The following is an 18,178-nucleotide window of genomic DNA, read 5'->3' on the forward strand; positions in this document are numbered from 1 at the left end:
AAAACATTATAATGCTGCTCCAAAACCTGTTCGCTGAGCTGAGCAGGTTTTTTTGTTTTTTTCTATTCAAATGTGAGTAAAGCCATTGACAGGATTTTCTTTTGGAGCAATACTTCTATGTAGAGAAAAGTGTACAGAATCAAGAACTAGACACATCTAGCCTTGCAACTTTATACATTTTTTCGCCATGAAGGCTCTTCTGTTGAAGGGTTTTTTTCAATTTGAGAAAAAGAATGTGATGATATGAGTCAACTGAGTGTAAGGATGAGAACACATGGCTTTCTGAATAAGCATTTTTCAGGAGAGTCTATTGATTATCGACAGATTATTGCGCTGTTTATCCCGCTTCTGATTGATCAGGCTTTTATTGTGGGTCTTAATTTGGTGAACACGGCAATGATTAGCTCGTCGGGGATGGCGGCAGTCAGTGCTGTAAATATGATCGATTCTTTGAATATTTTTCTGATTAATGTGTTTGTTGCAGTGTCTACCGGGGGAACGGTTGTCGTGGCACAGTATAAGGGGAGCGGTAACGACCTCATGGTCTCTAAAGCTGCATCCGGCACCATTTCCTCCGTTTCCTTGCTGGCCTTATGTATCAGTTTGTTTATGATGGTTTTGTACAATCCGATTTTAAGTGTTCTGTTTGGTTCGGCCTCGCCAGATGTATTAGCTAACGGTAAGGTATATCTGCTGGGAAGCTGTATGTCTTTTGTGGGGATTGCAATCGTTGAGGCAGTGTGTGGGGCGCTGAGGGGCATTGGGAAGACGAGGGCATCGCTGGCTCTTTCGCTCATCATGAACCTCTCGTATGTGCTTCTTAATGTGGTATTCATTAATGTATTGGATATGGGTGTGCTGGGCATGACGATTGCCGTCAATGTGTCCAGATATGCAGGAGCAGTATGCGCGCTGATCTATTTGGTCAGGGTAGATGATGACTTGCGTGTTCAGCTTAGAGATATGCTTTATTTTAATCTGGCTATGCTTAAAAAGATTCTGTTTATCGGGCTTCCCTTTGCAGCGGAACAGATGTTTTTTAATGGGGGCAAAATTTTAACCCAAATTTTCATTGTGAGCCTGGGGACAAATGCGTTGGCGACCAATGCCATTTGCTCATCCCTAGCTAATGTGTTCCAAATCCCTGCAAATGCTTTGGCTCTTACGATTGTAACTGTGGTCGGTCAATGCATGGGGCGTCGAAATGTCGCGGATGCCCGGAAGTTTACCAAATCGTTTATTTGGCTGTCGTCTTGTTCGTTTATTGTAATGGGATTAATCCTGATGCCTTTGTTTGAGCCGATGGTGGGGCTATTTCATCCGCCTGCCGAAATCGTAGATGACATTTTTGTTGTCATTCTGATTAATACGTTGGCCCAGATTCCGCTCTGGTCCATAGCCTTTATTACACCCTCTGCGCTTAGAGCAGCAGGTGATTCGAAATTTACGTCCCTCACCTCGATGCTGTCCATGTGGTTATGTCGGGTGGTGCTTGGATATATTTTGGGCATAGTCTTCAATCTGGGGATTGTTGGTGTCTGGTTGGCTATGGATATTGAATGGGGCGTGCGAGGGATCGTTTTCCTTTGGCGCTTCCGCGGCAACAAATGGGTCCAGCATCGTTTGATCGACTGAATAGGTCCACTACCATAAAATTGACTTCTGGATGAAGGCATTTTACGGTAGTGGATTTTTTTCTATTCCTATACTTCGTTCAGACCCCTTACTCCATCCTGATTCCTATATTGCCTAACTGCGCTCCCTGCTGCATACGGTGGAAGGCTTGCGGTGTGTCTTGTAGAGGAAATACGCTATCTATAATCGGATGGAGTGCATGGCGCTCCATAAACTGAAGCATAGCTGCGAATTCCTCGCCACTGCCCATAGAGGTGCCGATGATGCTGATTTGAGGGAAAAATATAGACCGCAGCGGAATCTCTACTCGATCTCCTGAGCTTGCGCCAAATGTAACGATCCGACCGTTCGGCTTGAGGATATCAAAATATTTATCGAATGTAGCAGGACCGATACTGTCAAGAACCAGATCCACAGTGTCTCCGTTCATACTTTCTTTCCATTCGCTATGGCTGTCGAATGCATGATTAGCGCCATGGGCGAGGGCAGCCTGACTCTTTGCTTCGCTGCGTGATGTGACGGTGACCCGTGCACCTGCCGCTAAAGCCATAAGCATGGCATACGTGGCTACACCACCGCCAATACCGGGAATGAGGACGTGCTCACCCTGCTGTAACTGGCCTCTTGTGAAGAGCGCGCGATAAGCGGTCAAAGCAGACAAAGGCAGTACCCCTGCTTCTTCCCATGAAAGGTATGCTGGCTTGCTGACGGCATTTTGGACGGGGATGATAACCGATTCAGCGAATGTCCCGTCCGAAGGTCCGCCCAGAATGGCTGGAACCAAGGGAACATGATGCGTATTCTCCCATCCGATACAGGGATTGATAATTACATCGGTGCCTACCAGCGAGGTTGGGACACTAGCACCCACAGCCTCAATCACACCTGCTCCATCCGATCCGAGAATGAGTGGAGCATCGTTGGCAGCTCGATCTGCCATGAGGAATAGGTCCCGATGGTTCAAGCCTGCGGCTTTGAGTTTTACTCTCACCTCATCGTGCCCTGGCTGTCTGTCCGTAACGTCTGTATACATCAGACCCTCAGGGCCATTTTTGCTGGCATGTATCACGGCTTTCATTTTAAAACCTCCCGTGGTGCGAATTTAGATGCAATTGCATGTATATTGAATTGTACAGAGCGGCAAGCATCCGGTAAAATGAACAAAATCGAACGTGAGTATCACAAATGATCATACCAAGCAGGTGACGTATACATGGAAAGCAGTGATTTGAAAATTTTTCGGGCCGTCGCTCGCGAGGGCAGTATCACAAAGGCTGCGCAAGCCTTGAACTATGTACAGTCCAATGTGACCTCGCGGATTCAGCAGCTTGAGGCACAATTGAACGTACCGCTATTTCGCCGATCTAACCGGGGAATGACGCTAACGCCAGCAGGAGAGAATCTGCTGGAATATGCGGATACCATACTGACCTTGCTGGACGAGGCAGTAAAGTCCACTCAATATTCAGACCAGCCTGCGGGACCTTTGCGAATGGGGTCGATTGAGACGACGGCGGTTACACATCTGACTTCTTTATTGACGGAATATCACGCTCAATATCCTGATGTCCATCTATCGCTTATGACAGGCAGCACACATGATCTCGTACAAAAGGTATTGAATTACGAATTAGATGGAGCGTTCGTCTATGGCCCCGTCGATGATCCGCATATAGAGTATGTTGCAGCTTTTGAAGAGGAACTGGTACTCATCTCGGAACCAGGGAAAAGGGACATGGGTGAGTTGCTTGCCAAGCCTATGCTGTTCTTCGACGTAGGCTGCACGCATCGTACAAGAGCAGAAAGCTTTCTGAGCGAAGCAGGTGTGGATGCGTATCAGGTTATGGAGTTCGGAACCTTGGAAGTCATTTTGGGTGGTGTAGCCTCTGGTCTAGGGGTGTCCATGTTACCACAATCGTCGATTGCAAAGGCAGAGGAGGCGGGAAGTATTGCTTCTCATCGTTTGCTCAAAAAATATCGCAAATTAGAGGTGTGGTTTGTTCATCGGCGGGATTCGGTTTACTCCAGTGCACTGTCAGGCTTGCTTCACTGGATGAAAAAGGATGCTATACTTAACCGGGATTAAATTGACAACAGAGGTGTATCATTTGGAGGAACATGGTGTAACGAACAATCCATCTACAGTCGTTCTGGGACCATATGCGACGACTGGCGGCTATCATCGACGAGAACCGGATAAGATGGCAGTATTATCAGAAACATACGGAGCCTCTATTTTTTTCAGAAGATGGGCGGCTTGGATGATTGACTTCATTCTTATCGTCTTTGGGTATGGAGGGCTGGTTTATTTTACAGCGAAAAAAGTATCTGAAGCGGAAACCCCAAATATGGGCATGGTAGTGATGCTTTTCCTGATTGGCTCCTTCTGCTATTATCTGTTACTGGAAGGACTTACGGGCTATACGCTGGGCAAATTTGTACTTCGAATTCAGGTCGTGAATGGAGAAGGAAGGCCGCCGGGCATTGTGAAATCGTTGATCCGCACCCTTATACAGCTGGTAGATACGAATCCTCTATTTTTTCTGGGACTGCCCGCGGGGTTATGTGTGCTGGTGACACCTCGGAAACAACGGATTGGGGATATGGCTGCGAGTACATATGTGGTTAAGGTAAGGGATTTGGGAAAGGCGGGCAGAAAGAAAACCGGGATTTTTGCAGGAGCAATCATCCTGATGACGATCATTTCGATTGTCTTTGCTGTATTTTTAATTTCTACGCTCATTACTCAAATCGTGAAGCCTGAGGTATTTACCAGTAAGGATAGCCAGTTTGCGGTTACGGCTCCGTGGAATTGGTCACGAGATAATATGATTAATGAGGAAGCGGATATTTCCATTAAAAATGAATTGACCGAAAGATATTTGATTGTATTATCTGAACCGAAAAGCGATTTTGACAGCAGTATGACTCTTCAAGAATATAAAGGAATCATTGAGGAACATTTGGTGTCAGGAATTACGGACTCTGAATTGGGGATTGCCTCCGACTTGGTGGTGAATGGATACCCAGCCATTGAGTTTACCCTAAAAGGAGAAGTAGACGGGACTCCGATCATGTATAACGTGACTACGATTGAAACGCCTTCACATTATCATCAGGTGCTTGCCTGGACCTACGCTTCCCGATACAGCAGGGCACAGCAAGAGCTACGCAAGATTAGAGACAGCTTCCGTGAAATGAACATGCTGTGAAGTGAACATGGAGCAATAACGATGAATCGAAGTTATAAGGCAGTAAGCAGAACAAGCAGACAGCTTATAGGAGCGTCTGCTTGTTGTTTTATAAGCTTCCTTTAAAAAACGAACATCAAAACGGAGTAGGCGAAATAGTAGATTTATATAGATAATTTGATCATACAATAGAGTGTCTAATCACTCGTAATCCAGCTACTTTCGCCACTTTACCTTGTGGATGGGCTGTGAATTGAATCGTCACTTCATTCTTCTGGCTCGTCACAGATAGAGGAAGCTCATAGGCGAACGTTTCGAATTTATTCATTTCCTCAGACTCCAGCTTGCCTTCCCCTAAAATCTGACCATCCGCAGTGATGTCAAAGTCACCATGAGGACGGCTCAAGTCCTTCAAATAAGTGACCGCCAATTGGACAGGCTCATCCGAAAGCACCTTCATGACAAAAGAGAACCAGCCCCCAGGCCAGGTATCGCGATATTTGCGGTTATAGATGGACCCCAGACCTACATGCTCGCCAGTAAAGGCATGATCCCGTTCAGGCTGCATTTCGGCAGGCTGCACAACGTCCACTGTAAGTCGTTCCAGCTCTAGCTGATACGCTAACGCGGTACGATATTCTGCCTCGGTTGCTGTCCATTCGTCCTTGGAAAAGAGATCCCAATAGACGGTATATGAACGATCATACATCTGATAAAACGGACGAAGCTTCAAGTCTCCGATATAGCCTAAGTCGGTCGTATGGAATGTATTGGGCTCGTTCCGGTCAGCAATCAGCTTCGTTGTTAATGAGTCGGCCGATCCGATCAGAACAGACGCAAGCAGACGTTCTTCGTTGGATTCCTGCTCAACAGGACCAAGGTCCCCAGCCAGCACTAGCGGCCCATACATAAAAGCAATTCGGCGTGGATTATCCGGCATTTCCTCGACTCTCACGGTCATAGGAATGTCATACTCGATCGTATCCCCATTGTTCCATTCCCGTTCAATTACAACGTAGCTGGTAGGACAAGCCTCTGTGACGTACTCTTCCCCGTTGATTTTAATCATCATCCCTTGCTCCGCCCAATGAGGGCATCTTAGCTTGATCGCGAAGGATTTGGGCTCCTTGCTGATGACGCGCAGCGTTCCCCGTCCATTTTGCGGAAAGAGAGTGTCTTGTTTGAGCTGTACGCCCATCTCGTCCCATGTCAAGGTAGAAGGGACATATTGATTGACATAGATCGTTTCTGGCGTATGAAAATAAATCGCAGTGCCGTACATGGAGTGGCTTTCCATACCGGAACCGACACAGCATGTAAAATCCTCATATTGAGAATTAAAGGACTTGTGTCCTCCCATTTCCAGCGATACAAAATAGCACACACGTCCATCTATAGGCTGCTGTGAAGCCAGAATATGATTGAACATCGCTCGTTCATAGTAGTCGGCATAGGCTGCATAGGCGTCCCACTCGAACATATGTCTTGTTAATTTCAGCATATTGTAGGTGTTACAGGTTTCACAGGTACCTTCGCCCAAGCGGTCATTCAGCTTCCCGGGTTCACCAAAATGTTCATTATAGCTATTGCCGCCGATCACGTAGGAATGCTTGTGAACAACCCGATCCCAGAAAAAGCGAGACAGGTCCGCATATTGCGGTTTTCCCGTCATTTCAAATTGCCGTGCAGCGCCAATGATTTTGGGAATTTGCGTATTGGCATGTCGCCCTGCCAGCGTATCTTGGCTATCTGCGAGATCATTGAGCACCTCTCCGTGATAAAAGCGTTCCGCAAGGCTCAAAAAGCGTTCTTCTCCCGAATGTTCCGCCAGATCGGTCAGCACCTCGTTCATACCGCCAAACTCGCAATGCAGCACCTGCTGCACCTGATCATCGTCCAGCCCTTGAAGTACATCCTCCAGCCAGTTGCCGAGTTTGATTTCTATAGACAGGGCCTTGGGATGATGCGCCAGCAGATGTGCATCACGCAAGCCCGCAAAAAGCTTGTGCATGGTATATAGCGGCACCCAGCCGCCGTTTAGATCAAAGCCCTGGGAGCGGATATCTCCGGCTTTTACTTCCTCAAAAATCTCTTTCCCACGTGGAATGCCGGAAATGTATCCGTTTCCATGACTGTTTTGGCATATTTCCAGTTCGTCGACCACATAGTTCACGCGTTCCAACAGTCTTTCGTCGCCTGTGGAGGCAAACATCAGTGCACAGCCGGACAGGTAGTGACCGAGTGTATGTCCGCTGATGCCACGCGCTTCCCAGCCTTCATAGTGAGCCGCTTTGGGCTCCAGTCCCGCATATTCACGAAAGCGCGATAGTAAACGGTCGGGTTCCAAACTCAGCAGGTAGGCCGTATTCAGTTCCATCGCATGTAAAAGTGGGCCGGAATCAATTCTTACTTTATGCAAGTCAAAAGCTTTAGCTTTCAAAATCATCGCTCCTTAGCTAAGATGAAAGTGTATATTTCTCCACTACATTAGCATTGCAATCGCGGTATGTCAGTAGCTTAACCATACAATGGGTGGACAAATCCGAACATGAACCTAAAGAGGCGATAACATGACCTATCTAAAAGTAAATGTAGATGCTCCGATTCAACTGATCTCGGCAGGCGAGTTTGTTAACGAGGTACCTTGGAAGCATATGAGTCGTTCCATTGAGAATTTTGAGCTGATCCTAGGTGTCCAAGAGACGGTATATATACGGGAGGAACGGGAAGATTTTGAAGTAGGCGAGGGAGATATTCTATTGCTTTACCCCGGTCGTACGCATAAAGGATACCAGGAGTCATTGCCAGGCGTGAAATTTTATTGGTTTCATTTCGATGTTCCCACGACCCCGAATGTATTATCTAATGAAGAAATGAAGCAGGAAACAAGTGCTATGGATGGGCTTTTGCAGCGTCACGGTGTGATGCGTGATATCTATTTACCGCAATGTGTACAGGCAGACAACGGAGATCGGATTCATATTATCGTCAATCAGATTTTGCATGTAGCCAACTCACATTACCTTACGTATCACAGTGCAAATTATTTGTTCACCTCGCTGCTGATCGAGATATCTGAACTGGCGCTTAGCCGCTTGCTTTCCAATCCTGTCAGTTCACAGGGGAATGTGAGTTTTAACAAAATTATCGAGTGGACTCGAATTCATGCTGAAGAGCCGTTGACTGTGACGGATTTAGCCCGAAAATTCAATTACAACAAGGATTATATCTCTCGTTTGTTCAAGCAAAATACAGGCATGCGTCCCCTGGAGTTCATTCATAGTATTCGCATTAACAAAGCCAAAGAGTTGATTTCCCGTACAGATATGAGCATTAAGCAGGTTGCCGAAGAGGCAGGATATACCGATGAGAAGTATTTTATGCGTTTGTTCAAAAAGAGAGCCCACATGACTCCTTCCCAATACCGGAATGCCTATCACAAAACATTTATGAACAATGTCTAGTGCATTTCCGCTTGGATAGGGAAATTTTATAGATAAAACATGGAGGAAGAGTCGGCTAAAATAAACTTGTAAGCGTTTCACCTATAGATAGAAGGGAGGAGAGACATCCACCATGATTACTAGAGAACAGATTTATTTGGATGAGAAGCTGGAGACCAAATCGGCTGTGTTTGAGTTTATTGCTCAAGAGGCTGAAAAGCTGGGTGTCACCGTCCATAGGGAGCAACTGGTGCAGGATTTGTGGGAGAGGGAAAAGGTATATTCGACAGGGCTTCAGGATCAGTTTGCCATACCTCATACGCAGAGCGAAGTGGTCACCAGACCAGCAGTCCTCGTGATCCGATTGGAACATAGCATTGACTGGGCCTCTCATGATGGCAAGCCTGTCCAGTATATTTTTAGTATTTTGGTGCCTAAAGGGTCCGTGGATGTATCCCATTTACAAATTATTTCCTCGCTCGCAACCCTGCTCTTAGAGGATTCCTTTAAAGAGGCGGTAGCGGGTGCCAATAGCAGCGGCGACGTGTATCATTTGCTGGAACAGTATACAGAAGGGTTGGTGTCATAATGAAAATTGTAAGCGTTACATCCTGTATCGCAGGGTTGGCTCATACTCCAATGGCGGCAAAAGCACTGGAAAAAGCAGCGGCACAGCTCGGTCACCATATTAAAGTGGAGCAGCAAGGCGCACTAGGCCAAGTGAACAAACTTACGGAGGAAGACATTGCAGCGGCGGAATTTGTACTGATTGCCTCGGATCAGACAGTGAAGGATGCAGAGCGTTTTGAAGATAAAAGAATCGTTCGCGTTAAAATCGGTCATGCGGTCAACAATGCGGAAGCGGTTCTTACCAAAGCGGTGGAGGCCATCTCTGCTCAAAAATAAGATTAGGGAGGCAACACGGACAATCAGCGGCGTAGATGATCTGAATGATATCCGATGAGCCTTTGAATAACAGTAGTATTCATGATGGGGGAGAACATGATGAAAAAATGGCTGAGTGAAGCTAAAAAGCATCTGATGACAGGTATTTCTTACCTGCTTCCGGTTATTATTGCAGGCTCCTTGATTGTTGCCGTGTGTAAAATTATCGGTCTGACAATGGGTGTCACTGACTTTGGTCCATATGCTGACAAAAGTGGATTTCTTCATATTTTATACTTAGTCGAAAATGTAGGCTGGCGCGGAATTGGACTGCTAAACATGGTTCTGGCTGGGTATATCGCCTATTCAATTGCCGACAAGCCTGCACTTGCTGCAGGGCTGATTGGCGGCGTGCTGGCACAGGAGACGAATGCGGGATTCTTGGGCGCTCTTGTTGCAGGTTTTTTCGCGGGGTATGTCACCCTCTGGGTGAAAAACAAAGTGAAAATCACAGGTCCGGCCGCAGGCTCTGTTCCGCTAATTATTTTGCCGCTCATTACGGTAGGCTTAACCGGGATTCTCATGTCCGTCATCCTAGGTGGGCCGTTGAGCGCGATTAATGAAGGACTGGTCAACTGGATTAAGCATATGAGTGAGAGCGGAACCAGCACCTTGGCGCTAGCCTTAATTTTGGGAGCCATGATTGGGTTCGATCTTGGGGGTCCCGTCAATAAAGCTGCCTGGATGGCGGGAAATGCGTTATTCCTGTCGGGTGTGTATTTACCCAATATTTTCGTAAACATTGCCATCTGTATTCCACCGCTAGGCTATGGAATTGCAACCCTAATTCTGAAACATCGCTTTTCCAAAACATATCGGGAAGCTGGAAAAGGCTCCGTGATCATGGGCATTATCGGAATTACGGAAGGGGCTATCCCGTTTACACTGCGTAACCCTGCCAAGCTGATTCCATTAAATATGATTGCCTGCGCAGCAGGTGCAGCATTGACGGCTTTGCTGGGCGCACATGTCATCATGCCTCCAATTGGCGGTTTGTATGGCGCCATCTCCGTAGGTACTCCGTTTGCATATCTGGCTGGAGGGGTTACAGGCGCATTAATCATTGTGGCAGGAACCTTGCTCGTCAATTTCCGTGAGGAAGAACAGCAGCAGGCTGAAACGAAAGAGGCCTCTGTTAAGAAAAATGGAGAAGACATTGAGCTTGTATTTGACTAAATATCACTAGATAAAGAATAGACAGCATGGAGGGAGAACGAGATATGAGCCGTACGAAAGTGCATGTCATACCACATACTCACTGGGATCGAGAATGGTATTTTACCACTTCCAGATCCAAAGTCTACTTGGTGAAGCATGTGAAAGAAGTATTGGATGCGTTGGAGAATGGGGACGGTTTTAAATACTATCTTTTGGATGCCCAAGGGTCCTTGCTTGACGATTATACCCGCTGGTGCCCGGAGGATGAAGAGCGCATTCGCCGTCTGGTAAGCGATAAACGCCTGATGACCGGGCCGTGGTATACGCAGACGGATCAATTGGTGATTTCCGGTGAATCGATGGTCCGTAATCTGTATTACGGTATGGAAACGGCGCAGAAATATGGTCATGCCATGAAGGTCGGTTATGTGCCGGATGCCTTCGGCCAGTCGGCGCAGATGCCGCAGATTTATCAGGAGTTCGGTATTCGGCATTTTCTATTCTGGCGCGGGGTAGCCGATAATACGAATCCTAAAACCGAGTTTTTGTGGAAGGGGTCGGATGGCAGTCAGGTGTTTGCGGTACAGATGCCGTTTGGCTACTACTATGGTGGGAATATTCCAGAGGAAGCGGGAGAACTTGAGGCGTATCTCGACAGCCAGATCGGTGCGCTGGAAGAAAAAGCGTCTACCCGCCATGTTTATTTTCCCAATGGCTTCGACCAAGCACCTATCCGCCTGAACTTGCCAGAATTGATTCGCACATTCAACGAGCTGGACCCGGAACGGGAATATGTGATGAATGAGCCGGAACGTTTCCTTGAAGAGATTGAAAAGGACAGCAACGACCTTCCTGTACTGGAAGGAGAGCTTATGGAAGCCAAGCATATGCGTATTCATAAGTCGATTTTTTCCACACGAGCTGACCTTAAGCAGCAAAATAACGAGATTGAACATTTAATCGTGAACACGCTGGAACCTGTACTGTCGATCAGCCATGCACTTGGGCATGAATATCCACATTATATCGTGAAGGATATATGGAAGCTGTTGTTTGAAAATGCAGCCCACGACAGCATTGGTGGATGCAATAGTGATACGACGAATCGGGATGTGGCTTTTCGTTATAAACAGGCGCGAGATATCGCGGAGAATGTATTGGAGCTGCACAAGCGACTGATCGCGTCGAAGATTAAGCAGGAGGAGACTTTTGCCTTCACCATCTTTAATACGTTGCCTTACCCGCGCAAGGGAGTGACAGAAATTGATGCTTACTTGCCGGAAGGAAGCTTTGTCATTCGGGATACGAACGGTCAGCAGCTTTTGTATACGATTACCGAGAAAGTGGAACAAACAGACTACGTGCTCGGTCAGCATATTGATCTGAATCCGAGCAAAAAGGTGTACCTGCCTGAGCGTGTATTCCGTGCCAAGCTGTTGGTGGAGCTTCAGGAAGTACCTGCTATGGGGTACACACAAATTATATTTGATTTTAGTGCAACAGGGGATACAACAGTAGAACGTAGCAACGGAAAACATATTGAAAATGAATTCTATAGCATAGCCGTACAGGAGAACGGGGCATTAAGCATCACGGATAAAATTTCGGGACGTGTGTACTCAGATCAGATGGTGTTCGAGGAAAACGGAGATGACGGAGATTCCTACAACTATTCTCCACCGGAACGTGATCTTACAGTTTCTTCGCTTGGTGCTGATGTGGAGACGATAACATCCAAAAGTACGGTATCCGAAGAATTGTCCCTTCGGATGAAACTGAAGGTTCCGTATGATTTAAATGAGCGTTCTGCTGCTGGGACTTCAGCTGAGTTGCCACTCCAGGCATCGGTGTCCTTGCGGAAAGGTGAACGCCTGATACGCTTCTCGGTGGATGTGGACAACCGAGTGCTGAGTCACCGTCTGCGGGTGCTATTTGATACTGGGATTGCCTCTAAGCTATCTATTGCAGATCAGCCGTTCGGAGTCATTGCCCGTCCAACTACGCTGGAGGAAGTAAAGGTATGGGAACGGGAGCAGTGGACGGAAAAGCCAATCACCATTGAAGCTATGCAAAGCTATGTTGCGTTAAATGATGGCTCCCATGGAGTAGCCGTGATGACTGAAGGAGTAAGGGAATATGAAATCATTGGACATGAACATGATACAATAGCGCTGACGTTATTCCGCACTTTTGGTTATATGGGCAAGGAGAATCTGCTATACCGCCCGGGTCGTGCCTCAGGAGAAAAGATCGTAGAAACGCCAGATGCACAGCTGCTCGGTGAGCTTTCATTTACGTTTGCTCTACATGTCCAAGAGTCCGGGTTTGACGAGGCGGGCATCGCTCAAGCGGTCAAGGAATATTTAACACCATTGTCCAGCTACCAGCTGTCTGATTTTCTGAACGGCCGTTTAATTTTTGCCTTCCGAGACGAAGAAAGAATATTTGAGCAAAACTACAGCCTGTTATCTTTTAGCAAGGATTCCAATGTAATCTTGAGTGCATTCAAGAAAGCAGAGCATAGTGATGGTTATATCGTCCGTGTATTTAATCCTTATTTAGAGAAAAATGCGACTGCACATATCACATACAGTGAATCGGCCCATTACGAGTTGGTTTCGCTGGATGAGCGTTCCAAGGGAGAAACATTGGTTTCGTCCGATACGGAAGGTGCACAATTGCCGGAATTGCAGCATTGCAAGCTGTTAACGGTACTGGTAACCCCGGAATTGAAATAACGTGGAAGTAAAATACGGTTTATCGGAAAGGAGGTCTTATATCTACATGATTTTTCCCTACAAACGCTTGAAAAAGCTGTACCAGCTCGTCAGTGGAAATGATCAAGGCTGGTCTTGGACCACCAAAGCGCTCGCTGAGCGGCTGGAGGTAACAGAGCGGACCATCCGCGATGATCTTAAGAAGCTGGACAGTATGCTGAATGAATATGGAGCATATCTGGAATCCAAGAGGGGTAGCGGCTATACGATTAGGGTTGATGATCGTGAGAAATACCATTTTTTTGCGGATGAAAGTCAGGAAGAAACAGAAGTAAGTCAGCGGCTACCGGGGGCTCCAGAAGAGCGCATACGGTATGAGCTGTTCAAGCTGCTGAATGCGAGGGAATACGTGAAGATGGAGGATCTCGCCGATGAGCTGTATATTAGCCGGGCCACGATGAATAATGATTCTAAAATCATCCGTCGGATTCTGGAGGATTATAGCCTCACTCTGCGCACCAAGCCGGGACATGGTGTAAAGGTGATTGGGGAAGAAAAGAGTATTCGTTACTGCCTGGCTGAATATGCTGACGTCCGCGATGAAGAGGGACAACGCAGCGATATGCCCTTGGAACAACAACAGCTGTTTCAAGGATTGGATCTACCGCAAATCCGGACAATTATTCTAAAGCATTTGCGGAGCGTTGGGACCAAAATGGCTGATTTGGCGCTCAAAGATCTCATCACTCATTTGGCGGTCATGGTGCTGCGAGTGAAGGAAGGTCATGGTTTAGAACGCTTTGAGGCGGTGGTGGGCAGTCCGCGGGATATTGAATTGGCTAGCGCCATGCTGAGGGAGATGGAAGAGGCCTTTGGCATCACCTGTCCTGAAGGAGAGTTCGATTATGTTCTGCTGCATGTCGTCAGCAAAAAGATGGCCGAAACCGAGTGGGAGCGCCTCCAGTCCGATCGTCTCTTCTTAGCAGTGCGCGGGATGCTGACATTCGTCTACGAACGCTTTACCTATGACTTGCGTGACGATGAACGGCTGTCCAAGGATTTATTTGTACATTTGAAGCCAATGCTGACCCGGCTGGAGCATGGTATGAACATGCGTAATCCACTGCTTGGACATATTCGCAAGTATTATCCGCTTGCCTATGAAATCACAGTTGGTGCGGTAAAAGAACTACAAAAATCGTTTCCGTACGACATCAACGATAACGAAATCGGTTATTTGGCACTTCATATCGGGGCTGCATTGGAACGCAAATACAATATCCCTCATCGGCGTCGCAAAACCGTGTTGCTGGTGTGCGGATCCGGCTATGGAACCGCCCGGATTCTAGAATCCAGGCTGCGTTCGCTGTTCGCTGAGCTGGATGTATCCCGAGTGGTTTCACTTCGGGAATACGAGGAGATGTCCACCGTCGATGAGGACCTCGTCGTTTCGACCATTCACTTGCAGCAGCGTAAGGATAAACCGTCCGCGGTGATTAGCCCGATTCCTTCGGAACGGGATATGGAGACAATGACGCGGATGGTACGGGCCAGCGATGAGGAACAGGAAACTTCACTGCTACGGTATTTTGACAAGCAATGGTTTATGACCCGATCCGATCAGCCGAGCAAAGATGCCCTGATTGAAGAAATGAGTGGTATTTTAAAAGCAAAAAGGAGTGGTGACTGACAAGTTTTTGCCAGCAGTCAAAGAAAGAGAGAAGCTGGGCTCTACTGCATTGGATCGAGGGATGGCCATCCCCCATCCCCTGGAGCTAAGCTCTAACCGAACGGTCGTAAGCGTGTGCTTGCTGGAAAATCCAATTCCTTGGGATGCCAACCATGAGGTTCATGTGGTATTCCTGCTTTCAATCTGCAAAGAGGACTACGAACAGGCCATGGGGATTTATGATTTGTTTGTAGAACTGATCCGCCAGGAAGAGACGCTGGAACGATTAAAGCATTGCCACTCCTTTGATGCCTTTATGCTAATCGCCCGTCAGGTGCTTGCAGTCAAGAGCAATGATTACCATTGAACCTAAAAAAGAGATCATTCGTGATCTCTTTTTTAGGTTCACACATGTAGTTTGGAAGAGTGGAGCTCGATTAATAAAGCCAGCTGATTCAACGAAAATTTATGATTAACCATATCTACAGTAAAGTCTTCGGCTGCTTTCTGATCCATTTTAAATTGAAAGCCATTGTAGCGCAAAAAAATGAGTAATGCAGTAAAAGCTGTTCGCTTGTTTGCATTGTGAAAAGGATGGTTTTGCCCTAGGGATTCGAATAATGCAGCGGCTTTGCTGAATATTGTGGGGTACGCATCTTCACTAAAAGCTGATGATTGAGGACGTAGAACAGCAGACTCAAGTAGACTGGTATCTTTGACGCCGATTTGTTCGCCTTTGCTGTATCTTTCAATCATAGCGACATTAATAGCTATAACTTCTTGAATGGTTAAGAAACGAATGCTGCTCATCTATCCTTAAGTCCTTTAAGGGTTTCGTCATATGAATCCATTACTTGAGAAAGATTTTCAAGAAAATCATCACTTAACCCTGAGGGCAGAGTTATTTTGTTCGATTTTTGTATAATGATTTGTCCGCTCTTGTGATCTACTTCAACCTGAACTGTATCTCCTTGGCCCAGTCCGAGCTGCTTAATGGCTTCTGTCATAGTAATCCCTAAGCTATTTCCGAATTTAGTAATTTTACGTTCCATTCCAATCACCTTACCCATCTCTTTATCCTCCTTATTATACTATTCAACTGTTATAACAATTATACATGGTTTCAGGGTATATAAACATATACTTTTTAATTCAACTTATATCTGCTAGAAAAATAGATAGTCAGGCTTTTATTTGGTAATCTGAGGTAAGGGTTTAAATGGTTGCAGGCTATTTTATTACTTCATGAAAAAGGGGCGAGCGAGATGCTACAACCACCATTAAAGGATGAACTGACTCGAATACTGGAAGGGCATTCACTGGATGAAGAATTAAAAGAAGAGATTCATCAGGAAGCTCAAGCTGCTATACAATTCCATGTGGAGCATGAGGAAAATTACGAACACATTGGAAATAGTCGGATCGCCGGCTACCCGGATTTGCCGCCCTCGATCGAGTGGCCGTGTGATTCAGACGGAGAATATTATACGTTTATTGCTCAAATCAATTTGGGTGAAATGCCTTTTTCCCCATACGAGGGGTTGCCTCATCAGGGTATTCTTTACTTTTTTCTTGGGCTGGATGAGCCCGCCTATGATATTGACCATAAAATCTTTTACTATAACGGTGACAGCAGCGCTTTGAAGAAAACCTTGCCACCGACCGGGAAGGTTGAAGTATGTGCTGAGAACAGGGGTTTCACATCTTATGCAATTTCTTTTCAGCCGATTGTTACCCTGCGGTCGGAGGGTGAGCTAGGAGATGTTCTTGTAGATCAGTATGAAGAGCTGTATGAGCTTGTTTGTGAACAAAGTGACACGGTGTGGGGTCAGCATCAATCTTTTGCAGGGAACACCCGGCGGGATGCTTATCTACGCCGAAACGGGCTGGAGGGTCTTCTGTTTAACTGGCATAAGAGTGAGAGTCAGATCCATAAGGAAATCGAGCAAGCTATGCATAGGGGAAGTACGGATTATGCGGAGCATTTACGATCCGAGGTGTTGCCTCAGCTGCAAGAATATCAGACGAATCGGGAAAAGCACGATCAGGCTTCGGAAAATTGGCATGTTCTGCTCTCGGTCTCTTCTTTGGACGAGGTTGGTATGTGCTGGTGGGACGCAGGGTATTTGGAATTTTTGATCGATCAAAGAGACTTGAAGAACCTTGATTTCACGCGAACGTATGTTAATTTGGCAACGAGCTAGCTAAAGTTCTAGACTGGGAAAATAAAGTATTAAAGCGACGTTGTTTTATTAAGCTAACGGGCAGGTTAGTTTAACTCCAGAAACAAGAATAGGGAACAAGTGTTCTTTACATGTATTATATATGAGTATATAATCAAAACGAACCGGAGATCTGGTTTGCTTGATAAAACAATGTAGATTCTTCTTTAGTGTAAGAATATTATAAATAAATCAATTTTGGAGGGTCTGTATGCCATATTGTAAAGTCAAGAATGCCAATATATATTACGAGGAAATTGGTAAAGGCAAACCAATTGTAATGATCCATGGTTTTACACCAGACCATCGGTTAATGAGTGGGTGCATGGAACCGATATTTGAAGATAATCCCGATTGGCGTCGTATCTATCTTGACCTGCCTGGAATGGGACAAACAAAGGACTACGATCAAATATGTAATTCAGATGATATGCTAGAAGCAGTTATAAATTTTATTGAAACTCTTGTCCCAAACCAAGATTATCTCATAGCAGGCGAATCGTACGGTGGATATATTACAAGGGGAATAATTAATAGACATAAAGATCGTATTGGTGGAGCTGCTCTGATTTGTCCATTAATTATTCCTGAACACAAAAGAAGAATACTGCCCGAGCATTTTGTTGTTCATTGTGATCGCGAGTTTATGGGCACCTTAAGTGAAGAGCAAATAAGTGATTTTAGCGCAAATCAAGTCGTTCTCAATGAATATAATTGGAAAAGGTATTCTGAAGAGATAGTGGCAGGTTGTAAGATCGCTGACTACGATTTTCTTAGCAAGATTCAAAGAAACTATGGATTTTCTACCAATATAGATAAATTAGTTTTTGATAAACCAACAGTATTTACCCTTGGGCGACAAGATGCAGTCGTTGGTTACATAGATGCTTTTAGAATTTTAGAAAATTATCCTAGAGCAACCTTCGTCGTTTTAGATCGAGCAGGGCATAATCTTCAGATTGAACAGGCTCTATTATTTGAGTCACTTATGCGTGAGTGGCTTGAAAGAGTAACAGAGTTTGGATTTTAGTTTTATATTAATCCATGGAACTAACGGGAAACGTTGATTCAATGAAACAACGACAACCTAGGACTTTATTTTCTGCTGACAGTATGATTGGAATGATAAAATACAAAAGCCCTTCCAGCTTTAGCTTCTCATGAGGGAAGCAGCGGAAGGGCTTTTGTTATATCTACT

16 protein-coding genes are annotated in these 18,178 nt (G+C 45.9%); 12 read left to right on the forward strand and 4 right to left on the reverse strand.

The features are described from left to right. Window positions 1-243: 243 nt before the first annotated feature. Window positions 244-1,635, forward strand: coding sequence for an MATE family efflux transporter (locus MKY24_RS01120; RefSeq protein WP_053324395.1), 1,392 nt, complete (start codon window positions 244-246; stop codon window positions 1,633-1,635). A gap of 88 nt (window positions 1,636-1,723) precedes the next feature. On the opposite strand, the gene MKY24_RS01125 is transcribed toward MKY24_RS01120, so the two are convergent. Then, on the reverse strand, window positions 1,724-2,713 hold the full coding sequence (locus MKY24_RS01125; protein WP_254349142.1) for a zinc-binding dehydrogenase: 990 nt from the start codon (window positions 2,711-2,713) through the stop codon (window positions 1,724-1,726). 135 nt (window positions 2,714-2,848) lie between these two features. Between MKY24_RS01125 and MKY24_RS01130 the strand changes: the two genes are divergently transcribed. Together MKY24_RS01130 and MKY24_RS01135 are read left to right on the forward strand one after the other, a co-directional pair. Beyond that, window positions 2,849-3,721: a LysR family transcriptional regulator gene (locus tag MKY24_RS01130; RefSeq protein WP_053326520.1), complete on the forward strand. Its 873-nt coding sequence runs from the start codon at window positions 2,849-2,851 to the stop codon at window positions 3,719-3,721. Continuing rightward, complete coding sequence (locus MKY24_RS01135; RefSeq protein ID WP_053324397.1) at window positions 3,699-4,847, forward strand: RDD family protein; 1,149 nt, start codon at window positions 3,699-3,701, stop codon at window positions 4,845-4,847. The genes MKY24_RS01130 and MKY24_RS01135 overlap by 23 nt, the downstream gene beginning before the upstream one ends. 160 nt (window positions 4,848-5,007) lie before the next feature. On the opposite strand, the gene MKY24_RS01140 is transcribed toward MKY24_RS01135, so the two are convergent. Further along, the gene (locus MKY24_RS01140; RefSeq protein ID WP_339201253.1) at window positions 5,008-7,266 is read right to left on the reverse strand and encodes a beta-L-arabinofuranosidase domain-containing protein; all 2,259 of its coding nucleotides are present in this window, start codon (window positions 7,264-7,266) and stop codon (window positions 5,008-5,010) included. 130 nt (window positions 7,267-7,396) lie between these two features. On the opposite strand from MKY24_RS01140, the gene MKY24_RS01145 reads away from it, so the two are divergent. The 7 genes from MKY24_RS01145 (at window position 7,397) to MKY24_RS01175 (ending at window position 15,125) form a co-directional block, all read left to right on the forward strand. Beyond that, on the forward strand, window positions 7,397-8,290 hold the full coding sequence (locus MKY24_RS01145) for an AraC family transcriptional regulator (RefSeq protein ID WP_028541895.1): 894 nt from the start codon (window positions 7,397-7,399) through the stop codon (window positions 8,288-8,290). A gap of 112 nt (window positions 8,291-8,402) precedes the next feature. Then, complete coding sequence (locus MKY24_RS01150; RefSeq protein ID WP_025718799.1) at window positions 8,403-8,858, forward strand: PTS sugar transporter subunit IIA; 456 nt, start codon at window positions 8,403-8,405, stop codon at window positions 8,856-8,858. After that, window positions 8,858-9,175 carry a fructose PTS transporter subunit IIB gene (locus MKY24_RS01155; protein ID WP_339201255.1) on the forward strand — a complete coding sequence of 106 codons (318 nt, stop codon included), beginning with the start codon at window positions 8,858-8,860 and terminating at the stop codon, window positions 9,173-9,175. The genes MKY24_RS01150 and MKY24_RS01155 overlap by 1 nt, the downstream gene beginning before the upstream one ends. Before the next feature lie 99 nt (window positions 9,176-9,274). Then, window positions 9,275-10,390, forward strand: a complete 1,116-nt coding sequence (locus MKY24_RS01160; protein WP_023986531.1) for a PTS fructose transporter subunit IIC — start codon at window positions 9,275-9,277, stop codon at window positions 10,388-10,390. A 44-nt stretch (window positions 10,391-10,434) separates the two neighbouring features. After that, a complete protein-coding gene (mngB, locus tag MKY24_RS01165) occupies window positions 10,435-13,110 on the forward strand; it encodes a mannosylglycerate hydrolase (protein ID WP_339201256.1) in 2,676 nt (891 codons plus the stop codon). 46 nt (window positions 13,111-13,156) lie between these two features. Next, a complete protein-coding gene (locus MKY24_RS01170; RefSeq protein ID WP_339201257.1) occupies window positions 13,157-14,779 on the forward strand; it encodes a transcription antiterminator in 1,623 nt (540 codons plus the stop codon). Window positions 14,780-14,786: 7 nt separating this feature from the next. After that, window positions 14,787-15,125 carry a PTS sugar transporter subunit IIA gene (locus tag MKY24_RS01175; RefSeq protein WP_339201258.1) on the forward strand — a complete coding sequence of 113 codons (339 nt, stop codon included), beginning with the start codon at window positions 14,787-14,789 and terminating at the stop codon, window positions 15,123-15,125. A gap of 38 nt (window positions 15,126-15,163) precedes the next feature. Here the strand turns inward: MKY24_RS01175 and MKY24_RS01180 are convergent, their stop codons facing one another. Together MKY24_RS01180 and MKY24_RS01185 are read right to left on the reverse strand one after the other, a co-directional pair. Beyond that, on the reverse strand, window positions 15,164-15,568 hold the full coding sequence (locus MKY24_RS01180) for a type II toxin-antitoxin system death-on-curing family toxin (protein WP_023986534.1): 405 nt from the start codon (window positions 15,566-15,568) through the stop codon (window positions 15,164-15,166). Continuing rightward, window positions 15,565-15,828: an AbrB family transcriptional regulator gene (locus MKY24_RS01185; RefSeq protein ID WP_013308294.1), complete on the reverse strand. Its 264-nt coding sequence runs from the start codon at window positions 15,826-15,828 to the stop codon at window positions 15,565-15,567. The genes MKY24_RS01180 and MKY24_RS01185 overlap by 4 nt, the downstream gene beginning before the upstream one ends. 195 nt (window positions 15,829-16,023) lie before the next feature. On the opposite strand from MKY24_RS01185, the gene MKY24_RS01190 reads away from it, so the two are divergent. Both MKY24_RS01190 and MKY24_RS01195 read left to right on the forward strand, forming a co-directional pair. Further along, window positions 16,024-16,962 carry a DUF1963 domain-containing protein gene (locus tag MKY24_RS01190; protein ID WP_339201259.1) on the forward strand — a complete coding sequence of 313 codons (939 nt, stop codon included), beginning with the start codon at window positions 16,024-16,026 and terminating at the stop codon, window positions 16,960-16,962. A gap of 229 nt (window positions 16,963-17,191) precedes the next feature. Next, entirely contained in the window at window positions 17,192-18,010 is an 819-nt protein-coding gene (locus MKY24_RS01195) for an alpha/beta hydrolase (RefSeq protein WP_264454293.1), read from the forward strand. Window positions 18,011-18,178 lie beyond the last annotated feature (168 nt).

Origin of the sequence: Paenibacillus sp. FSL P2-0322, assembly GCF_037975315.1 — a bacterium.
Classification (GTDB): Bacteria; Bacillota; Bacilli; order Paenibacillales; family Paenibacillaceae; genus Paenibacillus; species Paenibacillus polymyxa_B.